General features: G+C 74.6%; 22 protein-coding genes. 7 read left to right on the top strand and 15 right to left on the bottom strand.

Going from position 1 to position 18661, the window contains the following annotated elements:
* Positions 1 to 239: 239 nt before the first annotated feature.
* The 11 genes from htpX to ACFUC1_RS02125 form a co-directional block, all read right to left on the bottom strand.
* Positions 240 to 1127 (bottom strand): zinc metalloprotease HtpX, encoded by an 888-nt coding sequence (gene htpX, locus ACFUC1_RS02175; RefSeq protein WP_310153897.1) that lies wholly within the window; start codon positions 1125 to 1127, stop codon positions 240 to 242.
* A gap of 71 nt (positions 1128 to 1198) precedes the next feature.
* On the bottom strand, positions 1199 to 2689 hold the full coding sequence (locus tag ACFUC1_RS02170; protein WP_379116260.1) for an NADH-quinone oxidoreductase subunit N: 1491 nt from the start codon (positions 2687 to 2689) through the stop codon (positions 1199 to 1201).
* The gene (locus ACFUC1_RS02165) at positions 2686 to 4161 is read right to left on the bottom strand and encodes a NuoM family protein (RefSeq protein ID WP_379116259.1); all 1476 of its coding nucleotides are present in this window, start codon (positions 4159 to 4161) and stop codon (positions 2686 to 2688) included. The genes ACFUC1_RS02170 and ACFUC1_RS02165 overlap by 4 nt, the downstream gene beginning before the upstream one ends.
* Positions 4155 to 5993: an NADH-quinone oxidoreductase subunit L gene (locus ACFUC1_RS02160; RefSeq protein WP_379116257.1), complete on the bottom strand. Its 1839-nt coding sequence runs from the start codon at positions 5991 to 5993 to the stop codon at positions 4155 to 4157. The genes ACFUC1_RS02165 and ACFUC1_RS02160 overlap by 7 nt, the downstream gene beginning before the upstream one ends.
* A complete protein-coding gene (gene nuoK, locus ACFUC1_RS02155; protein WP_379116256.1) occupies positions 5990 to 6289 on the bottom strand; it encodes an NADH-quinone oxidoreductase subunit NuoK in 300 nt (99 codons plus the stop codon). Before nuoK ends, ACFUC1_RS02160 begins: the two co-directional genes overlap by 4 nt.
* Positions 6286 to 6852 (bottom strand): NADH-quinone oxidoreductase subunit J, encoded by a 567-nt coding sequence (locus tag ACFUC1_RS02150; protein WP_379116255.1) that lies wholly within the window; start codon positions 6850 to 6852, stop codon positions 6286 to 6288. Before ACFUC1_RS02150 ends, nuoK begins: the two co-directional genes overlap by 4 nt.
* On the bottom strand, positions 6849 to 7559 hold the full coding sequence (locus tag ACFUC1_RS02145; protein WP_379116254.1) for a NuoI/complex I 23 kDa subunit family protein: 711 nt from the start codon (positions 7557 to 7559) through the stop codon (positions 6849 to 6851). The genes ACFUC1_RS02150 and ACFUC1_RS02145 overlap by 4 nt, the downstream gene beginning before the upstream one ends.
* On the bottom strand, positions 7556 to 8512 hold the full coding sequence (locus ACFUC1_RS02140) for an NADH-quinone oxidoreductase subunit H (RefSeq protein ID WP_379116253.1): 957 nt from the start codon (positions 8510 to 8512) through the stop codon (positions 7556 to 7558). The genes ACFUC1_RS02145 and ACFUC1_RS02140 overlap by 4 nt, the downstream gene beginning before the upstream one ends.
* Positions 8509 to 9039, bottom strand: a complete 531-nt coding sequence (locus tag ACFUC1_RS02135; protein WP_379116252.1) for an NADH-quinone oxidoreductase subunit C — start codon at positions 9037 to 9039, stop codon at positions 8509 to 8511. The genes ACFUC1_RS02140 and ACFUC1_RS02135 overlap by 4 nt, the downstream gene beginning before the upstream one ends.
* Positions 9036 to 9644 (bottom strand): NADH-quinone oxidoreductase subunit B, encoded by a 609-nt coding sequence (locus tag ACFUC1_RS02130; protein ID WP_379116251.1) that lies wholly within the window; start codon positions 9642 to 9644, stop codon positions 9036 to 9038. Before ACFUC1_RS02130 ends, ACFUC1_RS02135 begins: the two co-directional genes overlap by 4 nt.
* Positions 9644 to 10003, bottom strand: a complete 360-nt coding sequence (locus ACFUC1_RS02125; RefSeq protein WP_379116250.1) for an NADH-quinone oxidoreductase subunit A — start codon at positions 10001 to 10003, stop codon at positions 9644 to 9646. The genes ACFUC1_RS02130 and ACFUC1_RS02125 overlap by 1 nt, the downstream gene beginning before the upstream one ends.
* A 66-nt stretch (positions 10004 to 10069) precedes the next feature.
* Here ACFUC1_RS02125 and ACFUC1_RS02120 point away from each other — a divergent pair, with 66 nt between their 5' ends.
* Positions 10070 to 10717 (top strand): LON peptidase substrate-binding domain-containing protein, encoded by a 648-nt coding sequence (locus tag ACFUC1_RS02120; RefSeq protein ID WP_379116249.1) that lies wholly within the window; start codon positions 10070 to 10072, stop codon positions 10715 to 10717.
* Positions 10718 to 10748: 31 nt separating this feature from the next.
* On the opposite strand, the gene ACFUC1_RS02115 is transcribed toward ACFUC1_RS02120, so the two are convergent.
* The 4 genes from ACFUC1_RS02115 to ACFUC1_RS02100 all read right to left on the bottom strand — a co-directional run bounded on the left by ACFUC1_RS02115 (position 10749) and on the right by ACFUC1_RS02100 (position 13880).
* A complete protein-coding gene (locus ACFUC1_RS02115; RefSeq protein ID WP_379116248.1) occupies positions 10749 to 11291 on the bottom strand; it encodes a GNAT family N-acetyltransferase in 543 nt (180 codons plus the stop codon).
* Positions 11292 to 11366: 75 nt separating this feature from the next.
* Positions 11367 to 11669 carry a hypothetical protein gene (locus ACFUC1_RS02110; protein WP_379116290.1) on the bottom strand — a complete coding sequence of 101 codons (303 nt, stop codon included), beginning with the start codon at positions 11667 to 11669 and terminating at the stop codon, positions 11367 to 11369.
* Complete coding sequence (locus tag ACFUC1_RS02105) at positions 11563 to 12765, bottom strand: DUF222 domain-containing protein (RefSeq protein ID WP_379116246.1); 1203 nt, start codon at positions 12763 to 12765, stop codon at positions 11563 to 11565. Before ACFUC1_RS02105 ends, ACFUC1_RS02110 begins: the two co-directional genes overlap by 107 nt.
* A 140-nt stretch (positions 12766 to 12905) precedes the next feature.
* The gene (locus ACFUC1_RS02100) at positions 12906 to 13880 is read right to left on the bottom strand and encodes a glycosyl hydrolase (protein WP_379116245.1); all 975 of its coding nucleotides are present in this window, start codon (positions 13878 to 13880) and stop codon (positions 12906 to 12908) included.
* A 247-nt stretch (positions 13881 to 14127) separates the two neighbouring features.
* On the opposite strand from ACFUC1_RS02100, the gene ACFUC1_RS02095 reads away from it, so the two are divergent.
* The 6 genes from ACFUC1_RS02095 (at position 14128) to ACFUC1_RS02070 (ending at position 18632) form a co-directional block, all read left to right on the top strand.
* Positions 14128 to 14430 (top strand): urease subunit gamma, encoded by a 303-nt coding sequence (locus ACFUC1_RS02095; RefSeq protein WP_379116244.1) that lies wholly within the window; start codon positions 14128 to 14130, stop codon positions 14428 to 14430.
* A gap of 9 nt (positions 14431 to 14439) precedes the next feature.
* Positions 14440 to 14778 (top strand): urease subunit beta, encoded by a 339-nt coding sequence (gene ureB, locus ACFUC1_RS02090; protein WP_379116242.1) that lies wholly within the window; start codon positions 14440 to 14442, stop codon positions 14776 to 14778.
* On the top strand, positions 14771 to 16480 hold the full coding sequence (locus tag ACFUC1_RS02085; protein ID WP_379116241.1) for an urease subunit alpha: 1710 nt from the start codon (positions 14771 to 14773) through the stop codon (positions 16478 to 16480). The genes ureB and ACFUC1_RS02085 overlap by 8 nt, the downstream gene beginning before the upstream one ends.
* A 14-nt stretch (positions 16481 to 16494) precedes the next feature.
* Entirely contained in the window at positions 16495 to 17163 is a 669-nt protein-coding gene (locus ACFUC1_RS02080) for an urease accessory protein UreF (protein WP_379116240.1), read from the top strand.
* Positions 17156 to 17848 carry an urease accessory protein UreG gene (gene ureG / locus ACFUC1_RS02075; protein ID WP_379116239.1) on the top strand — a complete coding sequence of 231 codons (693 nt, stop codon included), beginning with the start codon at positions 17156 to 17158 and terminating at the stop codon, positions 17846 to 17848. Before ACFUC1_RS02080 ends, ureG begins: the two co-directional genes overlap by 8 nt.
* Positions 17849 to 17921: 73 nt before the next feature.
* The gene (locus ACFUC1_RS02070) at positions 17922 to 18632 is read left to right on the top strand and encodes an urease accessory protein UreD (RefSeq protein WP_379116238.1); all 711 of its coding nucleotides are present in this window, start codon (positions 17922 to 17924) and stop codon (positions 18630 to 18632) included.
* The last annotated feature ends 29 nt before the right edge of the window (positions 18633 to 18661 follow it).

Below are 18661 nucleotides of genomic sequence, written 5' to 3'. Positions count from 1 at the left end.
AGTCGCGAACCACCAGCTGCGCACACCACCACGACACGGAACGGACCGCTCAAAGCAAAGGGCCCGCACACCGGCGGGCCCACTCAGACGAGGAACTGCAACTGCAACTGGCGACAAGCATACCGCCTCCGCGACCCTCGTCCGCACACCCCGCCCGCGCACCGCAGGCCCCCATCCCCGTAGAGGTGTGCCGCGCGGAGGACTCGGCCGCGCGACACACCTCGGTGCGGGGGAGCGGGTCAGCGCTGGCGGAAGCCGTACGCCATCTGCTCGAGCCGGGCGATGCGCTCGGCCATCGGGGGGTGGGTCGAGAACAGCCGGGAGACGTCCTGCGGCCGGAACGGGTTGGCGATCATCATGTGGCTGCTGTTCTGCAGCGCGGGGGTCGGCTGCAGCGGCGCCTGGGCCACACCGGCCTCGAGCTTGCGCAGCGCCGAGGCCAGGGCCAGCGGGTCGCCGGTCAGCTTCGCGCCGTCCTCGTCGGCGTCGTACTCGCGCGTCCGGCTGATCGCCATCTGGATGAACATCGCGGCGATCGGGGCGAGCAGCGCCATCAGCAGCAGCACCAACGGGTTCGGCCGGTCCTCGTCGTTGCTGCCGCCGCCGAACATGCTCGCGAACATCAGCATCTGCGCGACCGAGGTGATCACGCCGGCGATGGCCGCGGCCACCGAGCCGGTGAGGATGTCGCGGTTGTAGACGTGCATCAGCTCGTGGCCGAGGACCCCGCGCAGCTCGCGCTCGTCGAGCATGCCGAGGATGCCCTCGGTGCAGCAGACGGCGGCGTTCTCGGGGTTGCGGCCGGTGGCGAACGCGTTGGGCGCCTGGGTCGGGCTGACGAACAGCCGTGGCATCGGCTGGCCGGCGGACGTCGACAGCTCGCGCACGATCCGGTACATCGCCGGCGCCTGGGCCTCGCTCACCGGGTAGGCGTGCATGGCGCGGATGGCGAGCTTGTCGGAGTTCCAGTAGCCGTAGATGGTCGTGCCGACACCGATGAGGGCGAAGATCCACAGGAACGACATGCTGCGGGTCGAGGCGGAGATGATGCCGCCGATCGCCAGGAGCAGGGCGAAGATCGCGCCGAACAGCGCAGCGGTCTTCAGCCCGTTGAAGTGGTTGTGCATGTCCGGTCAACGCCGCGTCGTCCCGCGGCGTTCCCAGCCGACGCCCAGCCTCGGCCCGAACCGCCCCAGCGTCAGTCGAGCAGCCCCAACAGCAGCTGCGGCGCCACGCTGGTGGCCACGAGCAGGCCGCCGGAGAGCAGCAGCGCGACCAGTGCCGGTCGGGGCACGCGGCGCACGACGGCCGCGCTGGGGCCCGTCTCCGGGTCGCGCAGCAGCACCCCGAACCAGCGCAGGTAGACCGCGATCCCGAGGACCGCGTTGAGCACGGCCACGAGCGCGAGCGCCCACTGCTCACCCCCGACGACGGGCCGCAGTGCCACGACCTTCGCCACCAGCCCGACGAGCCCCGGCGGGAGCCCGGCCAGGGACAGCAGGGCGAGACCCAGGGCGCCGCCGAGGACCGGGTGCGAGCGCAGCAGCCCGGTGTATGCCGCGAGGGTCCGCCGGTCGCGTGCGACGCCTCGCGCCGGCGGCGCGGACGACACGACGTGGACGACGGTGAAGGCGACGAGGGTCGCGACGACGTAGGCCAGCAGGTAGCCGGCGGACGCGGCGGCCGACCCCCGTGAGAGGGCCGACAGGGGCAGCACGACCCAGCCGGCCTGCGCGACGGTGGACCAGGCGAGCAGCCGCACCGGGTCGTCCTGGACGAGGGCGAGGACGTTGCCGAGGGTCATCGAGGCGGCCGCGACCACGCCGATCGCGGCGAGGACGGGGCCGCCCGCCTCCGCGACCGGGCCGAGCACCACGACGAGGGCAGCGAGGGCGGCCACCTTGGACGTGGCGGCGAGGAAGGCGGCGACCGGCTCGCTGCCACCGGTGTACGCCTGCGGTGTCCACACGTGGAACGGCACGAGGGAGAGCTTGAAGCCGAGCCCGGCGAGGAGCAGGAGCACGCCGAGGAGCAGCACGACCCGCCGGTGCGGGTCGGCGAGCGCGTCGGCCGCGGCGCCCCGGGTGAAGACGGCCTCCCCGGTGGCGACGAGCCACAGCGCCACGCCGAGGACGACCACCGCGAACGACACCAGCGACGTCGTCAACAGCGCGAGCGCCCCACGCCCGGCGGCGTCGGTGCCCCGGAGCGCGACGAGCGCGACCACCGGCAGGGTGGCGAGCTCGAGGCAGACCAGCCACGAGCCCAGGTCGTGGGCGGCCGCCACGCCTGCCGCACCGGCCGTGGCGGTGAGGACGAGGCAGACCTGCACCGCAGGGCCGCCTCGTAGCCCGTCCGGCCGCGGGACACCGGGCCAGGCGAGCAGGAGCACGACGAACGCCGAGACGAGGGCCGCGAGCTGCAGCGCACTGGCGACGGGCCCCGCCTCGTAGAGGCAGGTGCCCGCGACGGCCGGGACGCAGAGGGTCCGCAGCGGCGCGGCCCCGCCCTGCAGGGCGCCGGGCACGGTGAGCGCGACGCCCGCCGCGAGGGCGAGGAGCCCGAGGGCGGCATGGACCCGGGCGGCCCGCGGCGCGACCGCGTCGACGACGAGGACCAGCACCGCCCCCAGGGCGGGCGCGAGCACCGGCCCGAGGACCGCCCAGTCGACCGACACGAGCGTGGTCATCGTGCCGCCCCCAGGAGGGACGCGACGGCGGGACTGGTCAGCGCGAGCAGCGGCCCGGGCAGGACGCCGAGCAGCACCGTGGCCAGCGCGAGGACCGCGATGACGTCCCACTCGCTGTCGCGGCTGTCCTCGATGAAGGGCTCGCGGCGCTCCCCCGCCCAGACTGTCCGCGCGACGCGGAGGGCGTAGGCGGCGGCCAGCACGGTCCCGAACGCGGCGACCACCGCCAGGCCGCGGAACAGCCCGGTGGGCCGGTCGTCGGCCGGCGACCACGCGGCATACACGGAGAGGAACTCGCCCCAGAACCCGGCGAGGCCGGGCAGCCCGAGCGAGGCGGCGAGCCCGAGGACGAGCGCGAACCCGAGCCGCGGCGCGACCTCGCGGACGGCGGCACGGGCGGTCCGCAGGTCGGCGTCGCCCCAGCGCTCCTTGAGGCCGCCGACGACGACGAAGAGCAGGGCCGAGATGACGCCGTGGGCGATGTTCGCGAAGAGGGCCGCCTGCAGCCCGGTGCGGGTGCCGCTGGCCAGGCCGAGGACGACGAAGCCCATGTGCGCCACCGAGGAGTACGCGATGAGCCGCTTGAGGTCGCGCTCGACCAGGCAGGCGAGGCCTCCCCACAGGATGCCGACCGCGCCGAGCACGGCCAGCACCGGAGCGACGCGGGAGAAGCCCTCCGGCACGGAGGCGAGCGGCAGGCGCACCAGGCCGTACGTGCCCATCTTGAGCAGCACCGCGGCGAGCAGCACCGACCCGGCGGTCGGGGCGGTGGTGTGGGCGGACGGCAGCCAGGTGTGGAGCGGGAAGACCGGCACCTTGACGGCCAGCCCGGCGACGAGCAGCGCGGCGACGAGGGTCTGGGTGCCGACCGGTATGCCGGTGCGCCCGCCCTGCGCGAGGACGTCCAGGTCGGCCGTCCCGGCCTTCGCGACGAGCGCGAGGATCCCGACGAGCATGAGGGTGGAGCCGAACGCGGTGTAGAGGACGAACCGGCCGCCGGCGTCGGCGCGGGCCCGGGCGTCGTGCGGGTCGCCGTACCGGGTGATGAGGACCCACATCGGCACGAGCACCAGCTCGAAGGCGACGAAGAACAGGACGGCGTCGCGGGCGTAGAACGTCGCGAGGGCCCCGAACTCCACCAGCAGGAGGCAGGCGTGGAAGGCGCCTGTCGTGCCCCCGGTGGGCGGCCGGTCGAGGGTGTGCAGCACGACGCCGACCCCGAGCAGCGCGGTCATCAGGAGCAGGGGCGCGCTGATGCCGTCGACGGCGAGCTGCCAGCGCAGCCCGAGCGAGGGGACCCAGGCCCGGTCGACGGTGGGGCGGACGATGACGGCCCAGAGGACCGCGCCGAGGGTGACGACGCTGGCGGCGGTGGCCACGGCGTTCGCGGCCCGGTGGCCGAGCCCGCGCCCGGCGGTGAGCAGCCAGACCGCCACCGCGGCCGGCACGACGAGGCTGACGAGGATCACCACAGCGCCACCCCCGCGAGGGCGACGGCGACGACCCCGGCCACGACCCAGGCCAGCCCGGACGCGGCGCGCTCGCGGTCGTGCACCCGCTGGCCACCGCGGCCGGACCAGCGGGCGGTCAGCGCGGCGCCGCGGACGTAGGCGTCGACGACGTCCCGGTCGAGGACCACGACGAGCCGGGCCAGCGCCAGCACGGGGGTCGCCACCGCGGCGACGTAGAGGCGGTCGACGCCCAGGCCTCGGTCGAAGAGCGGGCGGCGGTCGCCGACCAGGCGGGTGGCGGGGTCGGGGTCGTCGACGAGCGGGACCGACCGCACCGCCAGCGCCGCGCCCACGATGAGCAGGACGCTGAGCAGGGCCACGAGCCAGCCGATGTGGCCGCGCAGGTCCAGCAGCGGGGTGAGCACGACGAGCCCGCCCACCACGGACAGCAGCGCGAGGACGGTCACGGCCGTGCGCACCGGCCGCGTGGCCGTGTCGGCCTCGTGCCGGGTGACGTCGGTCGTGGCGAGGTCGTCGAGCACGAGCCAGGCGCGCATGCAGTAGGCGGCCGTCAGCGGCACCGTCACGATGCCGGCGAGGAGCACCAGCCAGGCGCGGGCGTCCCCGGCGGAGACACCGGCCTCGGCCGCGCCGAGCACGTGCTCCTTGGACACGAAGCCCACCAGCGGCGGCACACCCGCGAGTGAGAGCAGGCCGACGAACATGGCCGGGCGGATCACGAGGTGGCCGCGCAGGCTGCCCCGCAGCGCGCTCGCGGCGGTCCCGCCGACGGTGACGCTGAGCCACCCGACCGCGAGGAACAGCAGCGCCTTGAAGAACGCGTGCGAGTACAGGTGCAGGACACCGGCGCCGGGGCCTTCCGCCCGCGGCGCCACCGCCAGCGCCGAGAGCATCAGGGCGACCTGCGAGAGCGTGGAGTACGCGAGCAGCCGCTTGAGGTCGGACTGGCCGAAGGCCAGCACCGCGGCATACACCATCGTCACGGCGGTGCTCACCGCGAGCAGCCAGCGCGCACCGCCGCTGGCGACGAGGACGTCGAACAGCTGTGCCAGGACGAACGTGCCCGCGGCGACCATGGTCGCCGCGTGGATGAGCGCCGACGCGGGCGTGGGGCCCTCCATCGCGTCGGGGAGCCAGTCGTGGAACGGCACCATGCCGGACTTGCCGAGCACGCCCACCACGAGGAGGGCGATGCCGACCTTCGACAGCGTCCCGGGCGCCCCCGCGAGCACCTCCCGGTATGCCGTCGTGCCGGCGTCCGAGGCGAGCAGCACCACCCCGAGGACGAACCCGACGTCGGCGAGCCGGGTGACGAGGAACGCCTTGAGCGCGGCCCGGCGCGCGGACTCCTTGCGGCTCCAGTGCCCGATGAGCAGGTAGGAGCACCAGCCCATGACCTCCCAGCCGACGAGTGTCAGGACCAGGTCGGCGGACTGGACGGTGAGCAGCATGCCCGCGCAGAACAGGGAGACGGTCGCGGCGAAGGTGCCGTAGCGGTCGTCGTCGCGCAGGTACCAGCCGGCGAAGGCCTGCACCGCCCAGCCGACCACCGCGACCACCACGGCGACCAGGGCGGGTGCGTCGGTCGCCTGCAGCTGCAACGGGATCCGCAGCTCACCCGCCTGCAGGGACGGGAGCAGGTGCAGCGCCTGCACCGGCCCGGCCGAGTGGACGGCGACCAGCTCGACGAGGGCCACGAGGAGGGTGAGCAGGGAGCCGACCGTGGCGACCGCCCGCGGGATGTGCGGGCGGGGCCGGCGCGCGACCAGAAGGCCCACCAGCGCGGCGGCGGCCGGGACGAGGACGACCAGCCGGGCCGCTGCGGCGCTCACGAGCGGTCCGCCTCGAGGTCGACGTCGCCGCGCAGGCGGAAGACGGCCAGCACCACCGCGAGCGCCACGCAGACCTCGGCCGCGGCGATGGTGATGACGAACAGCGTGAGCACCGAGCCGGCGTTCCAGCGCTCGTCGCCGGACGCCGCCACGGAGACGAGCAGCACGGTGGCGGCGTTGAGGACCAGCTCGACGCCGATGAGGACGAGGACGGCGTTGCGGCGGGCCAGGATGCCGTAGGTGCCGAGGCCGGCGAGGACGGCGGCCAGCAGGTACGGCCCGGCGAGGTGGATCATGCCCGCTCCCCCGCGTCCACGGCCGCGTCCTGCGGCTCGTCGGCGGCCACGACCGGCGTCTCGGGCTCGGGGGCGACCATCCGCGACACGGCGAGTGCGCCCACGAGGGCGACGAGCAGCAGCAGCGACAGCAGCTCGAACGGCCACACCCACGTGCCGAAGACCTGTCCCGCGAGCCGGTCGCTCGGCGTCTCGACCCGCGGCCGCGCCGGTCCGGCCAGCGGGAGGAGCGCGGCGCCGAGGAGCGCGGTGACGGCGGCGCCGAGGACGGCAGCCAAGGCGCGGTGCAGCCGGCTCGTCGACACCTCGCGGTTGGGGCCGATCGGCGCACGGGTCAGCATGAGTGCGAAGAGGACGAGCACCACGATGGCGCCGACGTACACGAGCAGCTGCACCAGCGCGACGAACTCGGCACCGAGGACGAGGTAGCAGCCCGCGACCGACCCGAGGCAGACGACCAGCCACAGGGCGGCGTGCACGACGTGCCGGGTGGTCACGGCCAGCAGCCCGCTCGCGGCGGCGAGCATGCCGACCGCGGCGAACGCGACGTCGAGACCGGTCATGCCTCGTCCCCGCCTGCCTCGTCCCCGCCTGCCCCGTCCGGGGCGGGCGGGGCGGCCTGCGCCTCGGCAGCGGCGGCCTCGCGGGGGGTCGCACCGGCCGCGCCCGAGGGCGAGTCGTCGCCGACGCGTGCCGGTCGGACCCGGGCGGGCCGCTCGCGAGGCACCAGCCTGGACGCACCACGGGCCGGCTTCTGGCTGGCGGCAACCTCCGCCGGCTCGGCCGAGTGCTCGTCGAGCGCGGGCGGCGGGGGCACGGTCGGCATCCACTGCCCGAGCCGGTCCTTCTCGTGCAGCAGGTCGCGGATGTCGAGCTCGGCGTACTCGAACTCCGGGCTCCAGTGCAGCGCGTCGAACGGGCACACCTCGATGCAGATCCCGCAGTACATGCAGAGGCTGAAGTCGATCGCGAACCGGTCGAGCACGTTGCGCTGCCGCTCGCGGCCGCCGGGCGTCGCCGCCGGGACCGTCTCCTTGTGCGAGTCGATGTAGATGCACCAGTCGGGGCACTCGCGAGCGCACAGCATGCAGGAGGTGCAGTTCTCCTCGAGCAGAGCGATGACCCCGCGGGAGCGCGGCGGCAGCGTGGGCGGCACGTCGGGGTACTCGGCGGTGTGGGTCGGGGTCGCGAGCGTCCGCGCCGTCGTGGCGAGCCCCTTGAGGATGCCGGGTATGCCAGTGCCGCCCGGCCTGCGTGCGGACGGGCTCACGAGGTCACCACCACCCAGACGCCGGTGATCGCGAGCTGGGCCAGGGCCAGCGGCACCAGCACGAGCCAGGCCAGCCGCTGCAGCTGGTCCTCGCGCAGGCGCGGCCACGCGACCCGGAACCAGATGACGACGACGGCCACGACCAGCCCCTTGAGCATGGTCCACACCCAGCCGAGCTGGGCGGAGAACAGGCCGTGCCAGCCGCCGAGGTAGAGCACCGCGAACAGCAGCGACATCACCACGATCCCGGCGTACTCGGCCAGCAGGAAGAACGCGAACCGCAGCCCGGTGTACTCGGTGTACGCCCCGAACACGATCTCGGAGTCGGCCACCGGCATGTCGAACGGCGGCCGCTGCAGCTCGGCCACGGCGGCGACGAGGAACACGACGGCACCGGGCAGCTGCCACAGCAGCCACGCCGGCCGCCAGGCTGCGGCGATCCCGCCGAGTGACAGGGACCCCGCCGCCAGGCACACCGAGGCGACGGCGAGGACCATCGGCAGCTCGTAGGACAGCAGCTGAGCGGCGGCACGCATGCCGCCCAGCAGCGAGTACTTGTTGGCGCTGGCCCAGCCGGCCATGAGCGTGCCGAGGATGCCGACGGCCGTGACGGCGAGGACGAAGACTGCGGACGCCGGGACGTCGGCCGCGACGACGGACGGCGACAGCGGGATGACCGCGAGCGCGACGAGGTAGGGGACGAGCGCGACGGCCGGGGCGAACCGGAAGACGCGGCGGTCGGCGGCAGCCGGGGTGATGTCCTCCTTCTGCACGAACTTGACCCCGTCGGCGACCAGCTGGGCCCACCCGTGGAAGCCCCCGGCATACATCGGGCCGAGCCGGCCCTGCATGTGTGCCATCACCTTGTGCTCCGCCTGACCCACGAGCAGCGGCAGGACGAGGAAGGCTGCGAGGACGCCGACCGCGCGCAGCGCGACCTCGAGGGCGGTCACCGGGGTCCCCACTCGGGGTCGGGGACGCCGGGGGCGCTCACCCGCCGGCGGCCGGTCGGCCGGGCGTGCTCGGACTCGCCGGGCTCCTTGGCCCCCGGCCAGGCCTTGGACGCCCGGGCGGCGAGCACGAACGACTTGCGCAGCGGCGTCCCCTCGAACCCGTCGGGCAGCAGCAGCGGGCGCAGGCCGAGGCCGGTGCCGTCGTCGAAGCCGTCGAAGTCGAGCCCGAACATCTCGTGGGTCTCGCGCTCGTGCCAGGCCGCCCCCCGGAAGACGGGCGTCAGGCTCGCGAGCGCCGATCCCTCGGCCACGCGCGTACGCAGCAGCCGCCGGCGCAACGCCCGCGGCGTGGAGGGATCGAGCAGGTGGCAGACGACGTCGAACCCGGGGTCCTCGGCGGCATCCGTCTGGTCGACGGCGGTCAGCCAGTCGAAGAAGGCGTAGCCCTCGTCGCGGGCCGCGGTGACCGCGGCGACCCAGTCGCCGGACGGCACCTCGACCCGGTCCACGGTCGCCGGGTCGCTCACGGCTGCTCCCCCGCGGCACCGTCGGCGGCGGGCGTCGGGGGCGCGACCAGGCCACGGGTCACCTCACCCGCGGCGGCCGTGCGGTGCCGGGCGTACTTGGCGCGGATCCCCTTGGTGGACAACGACTCCTGCCCGATCTGCTCCTGCAGCCGCAGGATCCCCTGCAGGAGCGCCTCGGGCCGCGGCGGGCAGCCGGGGACGTAGACGTCGACGGGCAGGATCGTGTCGACGCCCTTGGTGACGCTGTAGGAGTCCCAGTACGGACCACCGGAGTTGGAGCAGGCCCCGAACGAGATGACGTACTTCGGCTCGGGCATCTGGTCGTAGAGGCGCCGGACGGCGGGTGCCATCTTGTCCGTCACGGTGCCGCTGACGACCATGAGGTCGGCCTGGCGCGGCCCCGGCGCGAACGGGATGACGCCGAGCCGGATGAAGTCGTGCCGGGCCATCGAGGCGGCGATGAACTCGATCGCGCAGCACGCCAGCCCGAAGTTGAAGACCCAGAGCGAGTAGCGCCTGCCCCAGTTGAGGACGACCTTGACGGGGGTCGGGGCCACGTCCTGGGCGGCGCCGACACGCGGCAGCGGGAGGTCGACCGGGGCCATCACAGCCACCTCAGCAGGCCGCGTCGCGCCGCGTGCACGAGTCCGACGAGCAGGACGCCGACGAAGACGGCGATCTCGACGAGCGAGGCGGCCCCGAGGTGGGCCGAGCGCACGACCAGGGCCCACGGGAACAGGTAGACGGCGTCGACCGCGAAGATGACGTAGAGGAACGCGTAGACGAAGTACCGCACCTGGGTCTGCGCCCAGCCCTGGCCGACCGGGTCGACGCCGGACTCGTACGTCGTGAGCTTCGCGCGGGTCGGGGCCTTCGGCGCCAGCAGCGCACGGGCCGACATCGCCGCGACGAAGAGCAGCAGGCCGACCACGACCACGGCGGCGACGACGACGTAGGGCGACACGCTGGCAGCCTAGTAGCCCCCTGCCCGTGGGTGTCGGTGCCGACCGCGGGCGCTTACCGTGTACCCATGCCGCGGCTCCCGCTGTTCCCGCTCGGCACGGTGCTGGTGCCCGGTGCCGAGCTCCCCCTGCAGGTCTTCGAGCCGCGGTACATCGCGATGCTCCAGGACCTCGTCGCCGGTGCCGACCAGCCCGACTTCGGCGTGGTCGCCATCCGCCACGGCCACGAGGTCGGCGCCGACGCCGCCCGCGACCTGCACGAGATCGGCTGCGTGGCCAGGGTGAGCGGCGCCGCCGCGGTCGGGGACGGCCGGTTCCTCGTCCTCGGCGAGGGCCGTCGACGCTTCCACCTGGACCGGGTCGCGACCGAGGCCGGCACGGCATACCTCACGGGCGAGGTCTCGTGGCTCGGCGAGGAGACCGGGGACCCGGCGGAGGCGGCCGACCTGGCGGAGTCGGTGCGCGACGCGCTCGACGCCTTCGCCCGCGCGCTCGGTGCGCGGGAGCTGGACTGGCCCGACGACCCCACGGAGCTCTCGTACGCGGTGGGGACGGCGGCCTCGCTCGGCCTGACCGAGCGCCAGCAGCTGCTGGCCGCGCCGGACACGTGCGCGCGGTTGCGGCTCGGGTTGCGCATGGTGCGGCGTGAGACCGCCCTGACGCAGGGACTCGGGCTGGCGCCGCGCGAGGCCGAGCACGGCTGGAACCCCAACTGACGCGGGCCGGCCTCGCTGGAAGGACCGCTGCTCAGTCGACCCGCTCGAACGGGTCGGCGTACCGGAAGGCGCCACGGATCCCGTCGCCCCAGGCGGTCAGCCGCCGCAGCAGGAAGAACCGCGGCCCCCAGTCGTGCGGCGGCGTGATGCCGTGCTCGACGGCCGGCCCGAACCCGAACCGCGGGTAGTACTCGGGATGCCCGAGCAGGACGACCCCGCGGACGTCGAGGGCGTCGGCCGCCCCGAGCGCGGCGTGCACGAGCGCCGAGCCGACCCCGGTGCGCTGGTGCTCGGGCAGGACGCCGAGCGGGCCGAGCGCCACGAGCTCGCCGGCGCGCCCGTCCACCGTGGCGGCGCTCATGGCGACGTGCCCGACGACGACGCCGTCGCGCTCGGCGACGAACGTCATCGCGTTGAGCAGGTGGCCGTCGGCCCGCAGCTCGTCGACGAGCCGGGCCTCGGCCGCGCCGTCGCTCGCCGGACGCCCGTCCTCCGTGGGGCCGTGGGCGAAGGCGTCGCGGTGCAGCGCGTGGACGACGTCGTGGTCGGCGGTGGTCTCACGGCGCACGAGCATGGCTGGAGGGTATGCCGCCGGGGCCTGCGCCTGCCCGTCGTTTCCGCCGGGGTCGTCGGTGAGCGCGACCGGAGCTCAGCGGGACCGGAGCATGGCGTCGGGGACGATGTCGAGGTCCTGCCAGCGCACGTCTTCACCGGTCGGGGGCTGGTAGGCGTCCAGCGGGACGGGTGGGTCGCCGCCGGGTGGCGGTGTGGTGTCGACGGGGCGCGGTGGCCGGATGCGTAGGCCGTACCGGTTGGTGGCGACGAGCCCGTCGGGCCTGGTCGGGTCACCGGTCAGGGTGAAGTCGCCCCGGTCGAGGGCGTCGTGGTGGTGTGGGCAGAGGCTGGCCTGGTTGTCCTCGTCGGTGGCGCCCCCGTCGGACCAGGCCTGCAGGTGGTGGACCTCGACGAACCGGGTGGCCCCGCACCCGGGAAACCGGCAGCCCGCGGTCGCGGTCCTCGACCAGCCGGCGTGTCCGCTCGGGCAGGATCCGCATGCCGCGGCCCACCGAGACGGGTCGGCCCTCGGTCTCCCACACCGGCTGGACCACGCCGTCGCTGACGAACCGGCCCAGCAGCCGCAGCGGGATGGCGTGACCGCCGTTGACCCAGGCGCCGTCGGTCGACAGGTGCAGGTAGACCCGGTAGTGCGACGCCCGGCTGGTCGAGGCGATCGAGGCCAGCGACCGGTTCGCCAGCTCCTCCAGCGCGTCCGCATAGGTCGGGCGACCCGTGCTGGCTGCTCCACAACCCGCGCCCTCGGCAGCGCTGCCAGCGCGCTTCTCGTCCGCGTCGCCGCCATGCGCGGTGTCGCGGTTCGCGGTGACGAGAGCGTCCTTGGCCTCCTTGATGGCCTGCTCGACCAGCGCACCGACCGTGGCGGGAGCCGAGTACCGCAGGTGGAACCGGCCGTCGGCGTCGTAGTGCATGGCGAGCTCCGGCTTGTCGCAGGCACGACGCTCCGGTGCCGACTGCCCGGCCAGCGAGTCACGGACCATCGTGGGCCGACCGTCGACCGGCTGGCCCGGCGCCTCGACCGGCTGGCCCGGCGCCCCCGCCGGCGTCCCGCCGCCCTGGTCGAACACGTGGCGTGCGCACATCCGGCGCAGATGCGGCACCGTCGCGTGCCGCGCCAGCCGGGTCATCTGCTCCTGGTGCGTGGACGGGACCCGCCGGGCCACGACGGCGACCTGGTCCAGCGACAGCTCACCCGCGTCCAGGGCCCGCACCGCGGCCGGCAGCTCCTCGCGGCGACGCGCGACGCGCACCACATCGGCCGCGTGCTCCGGCGAGAGGCCGGCCCGCACCACGAGGTAGTGCTCCGGCGACCGGAACCCACCATCACCCCAGTGCCGGTCCTCGATGAGCTCGCGGGCGACCTCGACCAGCTCCGCCTGCGCCCGGTTGAGCCGGCCCGCCACCTGCGCCGTGCGCGCCCACAGCTCCCGCTCCCGGGTGTCCCGGGCCAGTGCGAGAGGGGTGGGCGACATGCCCCAATCGTACACCTGTTCGAATTTTGACACCATGGTCGTCCACTGGAATTCCTTTGCTGCGCAACTGAATTGCGTACGCAGCGCCGAGGGACGCGTCGTTTCTCCCTCCGGGTGTCCGACGGCGGTGGACGGGTCCCTCAGCGGGTGACGAGGTAGCCCTCGGCGTCGAGCGTCACGGGCATCGGGTCGATGATCTCGAACCCGTCGAGACCCTTCGGCTCGAGGTTGCGGAAGCCGATGAGCACCCACGAGCCGTCCCGCTGCTGGACCAGTGGTGCCGCGAAGAGGTCGGGCTCGGCGGTGAACGGCCGGGCGGCGTCGACGTCCCACGGCCCGAGCGGGCCGGGGCCGGGCACCGACCAGGTGCAGAACTCGCCGGTCCGGGCGATGCGCTCGGGGGTCATCTCCTGCGGGTGGCAGGTGAAGACGAGGACCCAGCGGCCGTCGAGCTGCTTGACCTGGAGCACCTCGAGCTGGCCGAACCCGGTGCCGGTCTCGCTGAGCGGGGGCCCGAGGGTCCAGTGCTCGAGGTCGGTGCTGGTGGCGTGCCCCACGACGCCGTCGTCGTTGCGGCCCGCGCCGACTCCCCTGGCGGTGATCAGCATGTGCCAGCCCTCGCCACCGGGGTCGGGCAGGACGAGCGGGTCACGCCAGGTCTCGCTCGACCCCTCGAGGTCCGGGCCCTCGGTCGGGGCCGGGGTGTTCGCGAGGTTCTTGTACCAGGTGCCGTCGACGCGCACGGACGGCTGGTCGGAGACCCTGGTCCAGTGGTGCAGGTCCTCGGACGCCGCCGAGCCGACGCGCTGGTCGTAGACGTGGTGCCCTGCGGTCGAGATCGCCGTGTAGAACATCCGCCACCGGTCGCCGTCGCGCACCACCGACCCGGTCCAGATCGCCAGGTCGTCGAAGCCGGTGTCGGCGGGGCCGAGGCACTCGCCGAGGTAGTCCCAGGTGACCAGGTCCCGCGAGGTGGCGTGCCCGACCCGGGCCGCGGTGTGGCGCTTGGCCGGGTCGCCGAGCGACCTCGGCGCCTGGAGGAAGAAGAGGTGGTAGAGGTCGCCGTCGTCGGCCACCCAGGAGTCCCAGACCCAGAGGTCGTCGAGCCGCAGCATGCGCACAGTGTGGCGGTGCCGGTGCGCCTCCGCTACCGGTCGTCCACCGATCCAACCCCCGGCACGCCCGCCCCCCGAAGTCTGGGACTTCGGGCCTCGCGGCCGGGCTTGGGGCCGAACCCGCTCGAACCCGCTCGGGCCACGCGTGTTCCCACGCCCTGATGACGAAATGCGCGCGAAACACGGGCTTGGTCTACTGGCCACGCACCCGCTCGCCGGGCCCGCCCCACCCCCCAGGAGGCCGCCGATGCACCTGTCGCCCGCCGACACCGAGAAGCTGCTGCTGTCCGTGGCCGGCATGGTCGCGCGCGACCGGCTCGCCCGCGGGGTGCGGCTCAACCACCCCGAGGCCGTGGCGCTGCTGTCCACCTGGGTCCTCGAACGCGCCCGGGAGGGCGCCCTGGTCGCCGACCTCATGGAGCAGGGTCGCACGGTGCTCACCCGTGAGCAGGTCATGGAGGGCGTGCCCGAGATGCTCCCCGACGTGCAGGTCGAGGCGACGTTCCCCGACGGCCGCAAGCTCGTCACCCTCCACCACCCGATCGCCTGAGGAGCAGCGATGGCCACCAGCAGCACCGGCCCGGGGGCGGTCCGCGTCCGGCCCGGCACCGTGACCCTCAACGGCGACCGCACCGACGCGGAGCGGATCACCCTCGTCCTCGTCAACACCGGGGACCGGCCCATCCAGGTCGGCTCCCACCTGCACCTGCCCGACGCCAACCCGGCGCTGGGCTTCGACCGCGAGGCGGCCCACGGGTTCCGCCTCGACATCCCGAGCGGCACATCCGTGCGGTTCGAGCCCGGCGTCAGCCGGGAGGTGGACGCGGTGGCGTTGAAGGGGCGCCGCCGCGTCCCCGGCCTGCAGGTGCGCGACGGCGACGGAGCCCTCGATGGCTGAGATCGACCGCGAGCGGTATGCCGCCTTGTACGGCCCCACGACCGGGGACCAGGTGCGCCTCGGCGACACCGACCTGTGGGTCGAGGTCGAGGACGACCTCACCATCGGCGGCGAGGAGGCCGTCTTCGGCGGCGGCAAGTCGATCCGCGAGTCGATGGCGCAGGGCACCCGCACGAGCGCCGAGGGCGCCCTGGACACGGTCGTCACCAACGCGGTCGTCCTCGACCACTGGGGCGTCGTCAAGGCCGACGTCGGGATCCGCGACGGCCGCATCGTCGCGCTCGGCCGGGCCGGCAACCCCGACGTCGCCGACGGCGTTCACCCCGACCTCGAGATCGGGCCCGGCACCGACGTCATCTCCGGCGAGGGCCGCATCCTCACCGCGGGCGGCATCGACCTGCACGTGCACTTCCTGTCGACGAGCCAGGTGCACGAGGCGCTGGCTGCCGGGCTGACGACCCTCGGCGGTGGCGGCACCGGCCCGTCCGAGGGCTCCAAGGCCACGACCGTGACGCCCGGTCCGTGGCACCTCGCGGGCGTCCACCGCGGCCTGGACCACCTGCCCGTCAACGTGCTGCTCATGGCCAAGGGCAACACGGTCAGCGAAGCCGGATTGGCCGAGCAGGCCCTCGCCGGCGCGGCGGCATACAAGGTGCACGAGGACTGGGGCAGCACCCCGGCGGCCATCGACGCGGCCCTGCGCGCGGCCGACCGCTGGGGCCTGCAGGTGACGCTGCACAGCGACAGCCTCAACGAGGCGGGGTACGTCGACTCGACCATCCGCGCGATCGGCGGGCGTGGCATCCACGCGTTCCACACCGAGGGCGCCGGCGGCGGCCACGCGCCGGACATCATCACCGTCGCGTCGCTGCCCAACGTCCTGCCGGGCTCGACCAACCCGACGCTGCCGCACACCGTCAACACCGTCGCCGAGCACCTCGACATGCTCATGGTCTGCCACCACCTCAACCCGGCCGTCCCGGAGGACCTCGCGTTCGCCGAGAGCCGGATCCGCGCGACGACCATCGCCGCCGAGGACGTCCTGCACGACCTCGGCGCCCTGTCGATGACGAGCTCGGACGCGCAGGCCATGGGTCGGATCGGCGAGGTCGTCACCCGCACGTGGCAGGTCGCCCACGTCATGAAGCACCGGATCGGCGCGCTCGGCGGCACCCTCCCAGCGGACAACGAGCGCGCCCGCCGGTACGTCGCGAAGTACACGATCAACCCGGCGGTCGCGCACGGCATCGACCACCTCGTCGGGTCGGTCGAGCCGGGCAAGCTGGCCGACCTCGTCCTGTGGGACCCGAAGTTCTTCGGGTGGCGTCCCGACGTCGTCGTCAAGGGCGGCGCGATCGTGTATGCCGCGCTGGGCGACCCGAACGCGTCCATCCCCACGCCGCAGCCGGTGCTCATGCGCCCGGCCCTGGTCGCCGAGGGCGGCGCGGGCGCGGACCGCTCGGTCACGTTCGTGGCGCCTGCCGCACTCGAGGACGGCCTGGCGGACCGGCTCGGCCTGCGGCGGCGGCTCGAGGCCGTGCGTCCGACCCGGGACGTCACCAAGGCCGACATGGTCAACAACGACGCGACGCCCCGGATCGAGGTCGACCCCGAGTCGTTCGCGATCCGGGTCGAGGGCGAGCTCGTCGAGCCGGCGCCGGCGACCGAGCTGCCGCTCGCCCAGCGCTACTCGCTCTTCTGAGGGTGCCCGCGACCGTGCTCCCCCATCCCGAGTTCGCGGCGATGATGCTGGCCGACGGCCGGCTGCCCGTCGGCGCGCACACCCAGTCCTCCGGCCTCGAGCCGGCCCTGCTCGGTGGTCTCGACCCGGCCGACGTGCCCGACCTGGTGGCGACGCGCCTCGCGACGGTCGTCGCGGTGGAGGCGGGCGCCGCCGTCGTGGCCCGGCACCGCGTCCTGGCCGGCCTGCCGCTGGGTGACGTCGAGGAGGCCTGGGCCGCGCGCACCCCGAGCGAGGTCGCGCGGGAGGCCAGCCGCGCCGTCGGTCGCGGCCAGCGCAGGCTCTGCAGGCGGCTGTGGCCGGGCAGCGCCGCGTGCACCGCCCTGACCCCGCTGGCGCAACCGTCCCGGCCGGTGGCGGTCGGCGCCATGGCGGCCGCCGGCGGACTGGACGGCGCGCGCACGGCCCGGCTCGTGGCGTACGACGACGTCCAGTCGCTGTGCAGCGCAGCCCTCAAGCTGTGCCCCCTCGACCCGGCGGAGACGACCGAGTGGCTGCTGGCCGCCGGGCCTGCCGTCGAGGCCCTCGTCGCCGGGGTCGCGCACCTCACCGAGCCGGCCGACATACCCGTCGGCTCCGCCCCGCTCCTCGAGTCCTGGCAGCACCGCCACGGCTCCGCACCCCGGAGGTTGTTCCGTGCCTGAGAGCTCCCGCTCGTTCCGCCTCGGCGTCGCCGGCCCCGTCGGAACCGGCAAGTCGAGCCTGATCGCGATGGTCTGCCGCGAGCTGGCCGGCGAGCTGCAGATCGGCGTCGTCACCAACGACATCTACACCGACGAGGACGCGCGGATGCTCCGCGCGGCCGGCGTGCTGGACCCCGAGCGGATCCGCGCGGTCGAGACCGGGGCCTGCCCGCACACCGCGATCCGCGACGACGTCACGGCGAACCTGCTGGCGGTCGAGGACCTCGAGGCCGACTTCGCGCCCCTCGACATGGTGCTCGTCGAGTCGGGCGGGGACAACCTCACGGCGACGTTCTCGCCGGCCCTCGTCGACGCCCAGGTGTTCGTCCTCGACGTCGCGGGCGGGGGCGACGTCGTGCGCAAGGGCGGTCCCGGCATCGCCCGCGCGGACCTGCTCGTGGTCAACAAGACCGACCTCGCACCCCACGTCGGCGTCGACGCGGCGCTCATGGCCGAGCAGGGTCGCGAGGCCCGTGGCGGGCGCCCGGTCATCGCCCTGTCCCGGCACGACCCGGCCTCCGTCGCCGAGCTGCGGTCGTGGCTGCTGCACCTGCTCGACCACCACCGCTCGGGCGCCCACACGCCCGTCGACCCCGGGCCGATGGCACCGCACTCCCACGCCGATGGCACCGCGCACACCCACTGAGGTCGGCCCTGCCGTCGGGGACGGAGACCCGGGGCCGGTCGCACGGGTGACGCCGCGGCGCACCCGGGTCGCGGTGGCACTCGACGCAGGGCGGGCGCGGCTCGACCTCGCCACCGGCCTGCTCGCGCCCCGGGTCGTGCGGGTGACCGGCTGCCGCGCCGAGGTGGCGCTGGTGGCGACGACGGCGACGCTGCTGGGCGGCGACGAGGTCCGGCTCGACGTCGAGGTGGGGACCGGCACTTGGCTGGACCTGCGCGACGTGGCCGGTACGGTGGCGTACCACGGCCGCGGCAGGGCGTGCCGGGTCGACGTCCGGCTCACCGTCGCTCCGGGCGGGACGCTCACCTGGGCCGGCGAGCCGCTCGTGGTCTCGGGCGGCGCCGTCGTCACCCGCACCCTCGACGTCGACGTCGCGGCGGGCGGCCGGCTGCTGCTGCGCGACACGGTCGCGCTCGGGCGCTCCGGCGAGGCCGGCGGCGACCTGCGGTGCACCACGACGGCCTGCGTCGACGGGCGGCCGGCCCTCGTGGAGGAGCTCCGGCTCGGGCCGTCGGCGCGCTCGCAGCCGGGAGTGCTCGGGGGCGCCAGGGTCGTCGACACGGTCACCGCGCTGGGGTGGCGGCCGACGGGGGCACCCGACGTCCCCAGCGCCGACGTCTACGTCCTCGAGCGGGGCGGCACCGTCGCGCGGGTCCTCGCGGGCGAGGCGCACCAGTCACGCCTTCGCGACCTCTGGGACCACTGGGGGGCCCAGCTCGAGGCCTCGGACGAACCACCCCTGTGACGGATCCGGTCGGCGCTCGCCCGGCGTAG

Source organism: Pedococcus sp. NPDC057267, from assembly GCF_042668795.1.
In the GTDB taxonomy this organism is placed as follows: Bacteria; Actinomycetota; Actinomycetes; order Actinomycetales; family Dermatophilaceae; genus Pedococcus.
This window is presented reverse-complemented; position numbering and strand designations above follow the sequence as displayed.